The sequence below is a fragment of the Pseudomonas fluorescens genome (assembly GCF_000968015.1).
Lineage (GTDB): Bacteria > Pseudomonadota > Gammaproteobacteria > Pseudomonadales > Pseudomonadaceae > Aquipseudomonas > Aquipseudomonas fluorescens_W.
Genome location: NZ_LACH01000016.1, coordinates 169874 through 177662, shown reverse-complemented (window position 1 = coordinate 177662; position 7789 = coordinate 169874). Strand labels below are relative to the sequence as shown.

General features: G+C 59.8%; 7 protein-coding genes. 6 read left to right on the top strand and 1 reads right to left on the bottom strand.

All coding sequences use genetic code 11. From position 1 onward, the window contains the following. Positions 1-39: 39 nt before the first annotated feature. Positions 40-990, bottom strand: coding sequence for a DUF1853 family protein (locus VD17_RS09650; protein ID WP_046053643.1), 951 nt, complete (start codon positions 988-990; stop codon positions 40-42). 116 nt (positions 991-1106) lie between these two features. On the opposite strand from VD17_RS09650, the gene VD17_RS09645 reads away from it, so the two are divergent. Genes VD17_RS09645 through pepN form a run of 6 tightly spaced genes read left to right on the top strand, consistent with a single transcriptional unit; the run spans position 1107 to position 7623 of the window. Further along, on the top strand, positions 1107-1997 hold the full coding sequence (locus VD17_RS09645; RefSeq protein ID WP_007906781.1) for an NAD(+) kinase: 891 nt from the start codon (positions 1107-1109) through the stop codon (positions 1995-1997). Further along, positions 1994-2968 (top strand): metallophosphoesterase, encoded by a 975-nt coding sequence (locus VD17_RS09640; protein ID WP_440130563.1) that lies wholly within the window; start codon positions 1994-1996, stop codon positions 2966-2968. Before VD17_RS09645 ends, VD17_RS09640 begins: the two co-directional genes overlap by 4 nt. Next, the gene (locus VD17_RS09635; RefSeq protein WP_046053641.1) at positions 2965-3834 is read left to right on the top strand and encodes a rhomboid family intramembrane serine protease; all 870 of its coding nucleotides are present in this window, start codon (positions 2965-2967) and stop codon (positions 3832-3834) included. Before VD17_RS09640 ends, VD17_RS09635 begins: the two co-directional genes overlap by 4 nt. A 33-nt stretch (positions 3835-3867) precedes the next feature. Further along, positions 3868-4128, top strand: coding sequence for a YeaC family protein (locus VD17_RS09630; RefSeq protein WP_008152127.1), 261 nt, complete (start codon positions 3868-3870; stop codon positions 4126-4128). Then, on the top strand, positions 4125-4955 hold the full coding sequence (locus VD17_RS09625) for a DUF2797 domain-containing protein (protein ID WP_033054639.1): 831 nt from the start codon (positions 4125-4127) through the stop codon (positions 4953-4955). The genes VD17_RS09630 and VD17_RS09625 overlap by 4 nt, the downstream gene beginning before the upstream one ends. A gap of 10 nt (positions 4956-4965) precedes the next feature. Then, entirely contained in the window at positions 4966-7623 is a 2658-nt protein-coding gene (pepN, locus tag VD17_RS09620; protein WP_046053640.1) for an aminopeptidase N, read from the top strand. Positions 7624-7789: the final 166 nt, after the last annotated feature.

Genomic DNA, 7789 nt, shown 5'->3' with positions numbered 1-7789 from the left:
GAGCCTGCTCGCGATAGGGCCAGCCCAGACACTAAAAACTCAGCCACTGCCAGGAACATTCGGCCAAAGATCCGCCACCAGAAACAGCCGCTCGGCTTCTTCCCAATCGCCCTGGGCGTTTTCTGTGAGTCGCACCAACAACCGCGCCGGGGCCAGTGGCTCGAGGTCGTTGAGCCAGCCATTCAGCTGTTCAGTGCTCCAGGTCTGTTCCACCGGATAGTATGCCGGTGCCAGCCAGGCATGGCGGGGCAGGGGTTGCCAGCGACCGAACGGGCGCTGCGCGACAAACTCTGCCCAGTCCTTCTGATGCAGCCAGCTACCGCGTAAATGCTGGGGATGTGCACCATTCGGTGGCTCGGCCGGTCCCGGCCATGGATACAGCAAATAGCCGCCCAGCCACAAATGTGCGCTGAACTGCTGAATATCCAGCGCGGCCAATACTTCGCGGCTCTCCGGGCGCGCCGAAATCGGTAATTGATGCTGAGTCAGATGGGCCAGCTTGCGGTCCAGTCGATCATGGCAGCCGGGGCCGAGCCACTGCGCCGTGTCGTGTCCGTCGCCATTTTGCGGACCAAGGTAAAGTTTGATGGCCAACTCCAGATGATGCACGCCGTCACGATCGCGCAGCAGCATGTCCAATTCGCCCAGGGTGTGGCCTTCGCGGCGGATCGGCATGTTGGCGGCAATCAGGTCGATACCCGGTGCCTGCCGCACGGCGTATTGCCAGAGGCGTTCGTAGTACAAGCCCAATCGCCGGGTTCTGGCCTGCGCCAGCCAGTGCAGCAAGTCATAACTGTCTCGATCCAGTTGCCGCAGCCACCGTTCCAGCCGCTCCGGCGCTTGTACCCAGTCACTGCCGGTCAGCGGATGACGCTGCGGCCACGTCGTGACGCCCAGCATCGGCGGCGCGAGGATGACCCAAGCCAGGTCGCGCACTTCGGGATGGCGCAACTGGTGGGGTAACTGCAGCAAATCGGGAAATAAGATCATCTTGCGAGCATAGCCTCAATCGTGAGTACACCGTTGTGGCTGAAAGGATTTTGTCTATCCTGCGCTTTCGCCCATAATCGTGTCTTTCGCCGCCGCTGCCCTTCATTAGGAGCCCCATGGAGCAATTTCGTAATATCGGCATCATCGGTCGCCTGGGCAGTTCTCAGGTGCTGGATACCGTTCGCCGACTGAAACGGTTTCTGCTCGATCGTCACCTGCACGTGATCCTCGAAGACACCATCGCCGAAGTGCTGCCGGGTCATGGCTTGCAAACCTCGTCGCGCAAGATGCTCGGTGAAGTATGTGACATGGTGATTGTGGTCGGTGGTGACGGCAGCCTGTTGGGCGCCGCCCGCGCGCTGGCCCGACACAATATTCCGGTGCTCGGCATCAACCGTGGCAGCCTGGGCTTCCTGACCGATATTCGCCCCGATGAGCTGGAAGTCAAAGTCGCCGAAGTGCTCGACGGCCACTATCTGGTGGAAAACCGCTTCCTGCTGCAAGCCGAAGTCCGCCGTCACGCCGAGGCCATCGGGCAGGGCGACGCGCTGAACGACGTGGTACTGCACCCCGGTAAATCGACGCGGATGATCGAGTTCGAGTTGTACATCGACGGCCAGTTCGTCTGCAGCCAGAAGGCCGACGGCCTGATCGTCGCCACGCCGACCGGTTCGACGGCCTACGCGCTGTCGGCGGGCGGGCCGATCATGCATCCCAAGCTTGACGCTATTGTGATTGTGCCGATGTACCCCCATACCTTGTCGGGCAGGCCGATTGTGGTCGATGGCAACAGTGAGCTGAAAATCGTCGTGTCCAAAGATATGCAGATTTACCCGCAAGTCTCCTGTGACGGGCAGAACCATTTCACCTGCGCGCCGGGTGACACCATCACTATCAGCAAGAAGGCCCAGAAGCTGCGGCTGATTCACCCGCTCGACCACAACTACTATGAAGTCTGCCGGACCAAACTCGGCTGGGGCAGCAAGTTGGGTGGTGGAGGCGACTGATGCTCGATCCCGCGCGTAGCTACGACCTGATCGGTGACGTGCACGGTTGCGCTCTAACCCTTGAGCACTTGCTCGACCGGCTCGGTTATCAAAAAAAAGCTGGCGTCTGGCGGCATCCATCGCGCATGGCGGTGTTTGTCGGCGACATCATCGACCGCGGCCCACGGATTCGCGAAGCGCTGCACATCGTTCACGACATGGTCGAAGCCGGCCAGGCGTTGTGCATCATGGGCAACCATGAATTCAACGCCCTCGGCTGGAGCACGCCGGCGCCTCCGGGCAGCGGCAAGCAGTTCGTGCGTGAACACACCCCGCGCCATGCCCGTTTGCTGAACGAAACCCTGACCCAGTTCGAAGACCATCCGGCTGACTGGCATGATTTCCTGCAATGGTTCTATGAGATGCCATTGTTCGTTGATGCCGGGCGTTTCCGGGTGGTGCATGCCTGCTGGGACGCGGGGCTGATCGAACCGCTGCGAGCCCTGTTCCCCAACGGGTGTGTCGATGAACATTTCCTCCAGGCCTCGGCCGTACCGGGCAGTTTCGCCTGCACCGTGTTCGACCGCCTGCTGCGCGGCACTGACATGCGCTTGCCTCATGGGCTGACCATGACGAGCGGCGATGGCCTGACGCGTTCGTTCTTTCGCACCAAATTCTGGGAAGACGACCCGCAAACTTACGGAGACATTGTGTTCCAGCCCGACGCCTTGCCCGAACCCGTGGCCCGGACGCCGCTGTCGTCCACTGAAAAAAACACCTTGCTGCGTTATGGCGTCGATGAGCCACTGTTGTTCGTGGGCCATTACTGGCGCAGCGGCAAACCGGTGCCGATCCGGCCGAACCTGGCCTGCCTGGATTACAGCGCGGTGCTCTATGGCAAACTGGTCGCCTACCGCCTGGACCAGGAAACCCGCCTCGACCCGCATAAATTTGTCTGGGTCGATGTCGAGCGGCCGGAGGTGCTGCGATGAGCGCCGTTGCCGTTTTACGGCTGCCGCTGGCGGTGGACTTGAGCGGGTTCGTCAAACTGTTGCAGCGCATGCAGGTGCCGCATCGGGTCAGCGAAGAGGCGGGTGAGCAGGTGCTGTGGGTGCCGGCCAACATCAGCGAAGACGTGCGTGTGTTGTACGAGCGCTTCCCGGCCGGTGATCCCGATCAACAGCTGGACATTCCGGTGGCGAAAACCATCAATCGCCCTGGGTTCGTCGAGCAACTGCGCTACGCCAAGGCGACAGCATTCGTGTTGCTGCTGAGCCTGCTTGTCGGTGCGGTGACGCTGCTGGGCGAAAACCTCGACACGATGCGCTGGCTGACCTTCCTTGATTTTCGCGTTGTCGGCGAGTACATCCACTTCGTGCCCTTGGCCGACAGCCTGGCGGCGGGGCAATGGTGGCGTCTGGTGACACCGATGCTGATCCACTTCGGCATCCTGCACCTGGCCATGAACGGCATGTGGTACTGGGAACTGGGGCGACGTATCGAGTCGCGCCAGGGCAGCATCAACCTGATCGGCCTGACGTTGCTGTTCGGCCTGGTCTCGAACTACGCCCAGTATTACTTCAGTGGCCCGACCCTGTTTGGCGGGTTGTCCGGCGTGCTCTACGGCCTGCTCGGGCATTGCTGGATTTTCCAGATATTGTCGCCGAACCGTGCTTATCGCCTGCCGCGTGGCGTGCTGGTGATGATGCTGGTGTGGCTGCTGCTGTGCCTGTCCGGGCTGGTCTCGATGATCGGCTTCGGTGAAATTGCCAATGCGGCCCACGTCGGCGGGTTGCTCGTCGGATGCTTGACCGGCTTGTTGGGTGGTTTGTACAACCGCCGTAAACTGGCCGTCTAAATAGTTATGTCAATAAAGAGCGCGGAGCCCTTGATGTCCTCTTTTAACGAAATGATCAACAACATCACCCCTGATATCTACCAGAGCCTGAAACTGGCGGTGGAAATCGGTAAATGGTCCGACGGTGGCAAACTCACCGCCGAACAGCGCGAACTGTCGCTGCAAGCGATGATCGCCTGGGAAATCCAGAACCTGCCTGAAGACCAGCGCACCGGTTACATGGGTGTGCAGGAGTGCGGCTCCAAGTCGATCGAAGTGCCGAATATCCTGTTCAAATCGGATGCCGTCCATTGATCGAGATTGGCCGCGGTGCAATCAGCAAAATGTCGGCGCGCCTTGACGGGCCGAACGTGCAGTACGCGTTTCGTCTGGACGACGTCGAGGTGCCGGTCAATCCTTTGATCGGGACCACGGTGCGCCTGGAATACCTGGGGGCGATTCATTGCTCCCATTGCGGACGCAAAACCAAAACCAGTTTCAGTCAGGGTTACTGCTACCCGTGCATGACCAAACTGGCCCAATGCGATATCTGCATCATGAGCCCGGAGCGTTGCCACTATGACGCTGGCACCTGCCGTGAGCCGGAGTGGGGCGAGAAATTCTGCATGACCGATCACATTGTGTATCTGTCCAACTCTTCGGGGGTGAAGGTCGGGATTACCCGCGCCACCCAGCTGCCGACCCGTTGGATCGATCAGGGCGCCCGTCAGGCCTTGCCAATCATGCGTGTCTCGACCCGTCAGCAGTCGGGCTTCGTCGAAGACCTGTTCCGCAGTCAGGTGGCGGACAAGACCAACTGGCGTGCTTTACTCAAGGGCGATGCGGTGTCGGTCGACCTGGCGCAGGTTCGTGATCAGCTGTTCGACAGTTGCGCCGAAGGATTGCAAGGTTTACAGGAACGATTCGGCCTACAGGCGATCCAGACCATTGCCGATGTAGAAACGCTCGAAATCCGCTATCCGGTCGAGCAATACCCAGCGAAAATTGTCAGCTTCAACCTGGACAAGAATCCGATTGCCGAAGGCACGCTGCTAGGGATCAAAGGCCAATACCTGATCTTCGACACTGGCGTGATCAATATTCGTAAATACACGGCCTACCAGCTCGCCGTGCATCAGTAAGGACTCCAGCATGCGCACCGAACAACCGAAGATGATCTACCTGAAGGACTATCAGGCGCCCGAGTACCTGATCGACGAGACGCACCTGACCTTCGAGTTGTACGAGGACCACAGCCTGGTCCATGCGCAACTGGTGATGCGCCGCAATCCTGAACGTGGCCCGGGCCTGCCGCCGCTGGTGCTGGATGGTCAGCAGCTTGAGTTGTTGACAGTGAACCTCGCCGACCGCGAACTCGGCGTCGACGACTACGTGTTGACCGAGAACCATCTGACGCTGCAACCCTTGAGCGAGCGCTTTACGGTCGACACCAGCGTGCGCATTCACCCGGAAACCAACACCGCGCTGGAAGGCCTGTACAAATCCGGCACGATGTTCTGCACCCAGTGCGAGGCCGAAGGCTTCCGCAAGATCACCTATTACCTCGACCGTCCGGACGTGATGAGCACGTTCACCACCACGGTGGTTGCCGAGCAGCACAGCTATCCGGTGCTGCTGTCCAACGGCAACCCGATTGCTAGCGGTCCGGGCGAAGACGGCCGGCACTGGGCGACCTGGGAAGATCCGTTCAAGAAGCCGGCCTACCTGTTTGCGCTGGTGGCCGGTGATTTGTGGTGTGTCGAAGACACCTTCACCACCATGACCGATCGCGCTGTGGCGCTGCGCATTTATGTCGAGCCGGAAAACATCGACAAGTGCCAGCACGCCATGAACAGCCTGAAGAAATCCATGCGTTGGGACGAAGAGGTCTACGGTCGCGAGTACGACCTGGACATCTTCATGATCGTCGCGGTCAACGACTTCAACATGGGCGCCATGGAGAACAAGGGCCTCAACATCTTCAACTCCAGCGCCGTGCTGGCCCGCGCTGAAACCGCCACCGACGCCGCGCACCAGCGGGTCGAGGCGATCGTTGCCCACGAATACTTCCACAACTGGTCGGGCAACCGCGTGACCTGCCGCGACTGGTTCCAGTTGTCGCTCAAGGAAGGCTTCACCGTATTCCGCGATTCGGGCTTCTCCGCCGACATGAACTCGGCCACCGTCAAGCGTATCCAGGACGTGGCATACCTGCGCACCCACCAATTCGCCGAAGACGCCGGCCCCATGGCTCACGCCGTGCGCCCGGACAGCTTCATCGAGATTTCCAACTTCTATACCCTGACCGTGTACGAAAAAGGTTCGGAAGTGGTCGGCATGATCCATACCTTGCTTGGGGCCGAAGGCTTCCGTAAAGGCAGCGACCTGTACTTCGAACGCCATGACGGCCAGGCCGTGACGTGCGACGACTTCATCAAGGCCATGGAAGACGCGAACGGTGTCTACCTGACCCAGTTCAAACGCTGGTACAGCCAGGCCGGCACACCGCGTTTGGCGGTCAGCGAGTCCTACGACGCGGCGGCGAAAACCTACAGCCTGACCTTCCGTCAAAGCTGCCCGGCAACCCCGGACAAGGTTGAGAAGTTGCCGTTCGTGATCCCGGTCGAATTGGGCCTGCTGGACTCCAAAGGCGCGGCCATTGCGTTGCGTCTTTCCGGTGAAGCCAGCGCTCAGGGCACCTCACGGGTCATTTCGGTGACCGAAGCCGAGCAGACATTCACCTTTATCGACATCGCGGAACAGCCATTGCCTTCGCTGCTGCGTGGCTTCTCGGCGCCGGTGAAACTGAGCTTCCCGTACAACCGCGATCAACTGATGTTCCTGATGCAGCACGACAGCGACGGTTTCAACCGCTGGGATGCGGGTCAGCAATTGTCGGTTCAGGTGCTGCAAGAGCTGATTGCTCAGCAGCAAAAGGGCGAGAAACTGGTGCTGGATCAGCGTCTGGTTTCAGCCTTGCGCACCGTGTTGTCGGACGAGACGCTGGATCAGGCGATGGTCGCGGAAATGCTTTCGCTGCCGGGCGAGGCGTATCTGACCGAAATCAGCGAAGTGGCTGACGTTGACGCCATTCACATCGCTCGCGAGTTTGCTCGTAAACAATTGGCAGAGGGTTTGTTCGAGGCGTTGTGGCTGCGTTATCAGGCCAATCGCGATCTGTCGAAGAAAACCCCGTATGTAGCCGAGGCCGAGCACTTCGCTCGTCGCGCGTTGCAGAACATTGCGCTGTCGTACCTGATGCTCAGCGGTAAACCGGAAGTGTTGGCGGCGACGCTTGAGCAGTTCGAGACCAGCGACAACATGACCGAGCGCCTGACGGCGTTGGCGGTGCTGGTCAATTCGTCGTTCGAAGACGAGAAAGCCAAGGCCCTGGCCAGTTTCGCCGAGCACTTCAAGGACAATCCGCTGGTCATGGATCAGTGGTTCAGCGTCCAGGCCGGCAGCGTGTTGCCCGGTGGTCTGGAGCGGGTCAAGGCGTTGATGCAGCATCCGGCATTCAACATCAAGAACCCGAACAAGGTGCGGGCGCTGGTGGGGGCGTTTGCCGGGCAGAACCTGATTAATTTCCATGCGGCGGATGGTTCGGGTTATCGGTTCCTCGCGGATCTGGTGATCGAGTTGAATGGGTTTAACCCGCAGATCGCTTCTCGGCAGTTGGCGCCGCTGACTCGCTGGCGCAAATATGACGATGCGCGTCAGGCGTTGATGAAGGGTGAGCTGGAGCGGATTCGCGCTTCGGGTCAGTTGTCGAGTGACGTGTTTGAGGTGGTCAGCAAAAGCCTGGCCTGAGTTGGGACTTGTTTCCGCAGGGTGTATATCCATTCCTGCGGTAACGGCCACTTAGGGTTTCGCCCTTACGGCGACTCACTTTTTTTACAAACGCCTAAAAAAAGTAAGCAAAAAAACGCTCGCCCCGAGCGTCCGGCCCCTCGCCTGGGCTCGGCGTTCCTTCGCT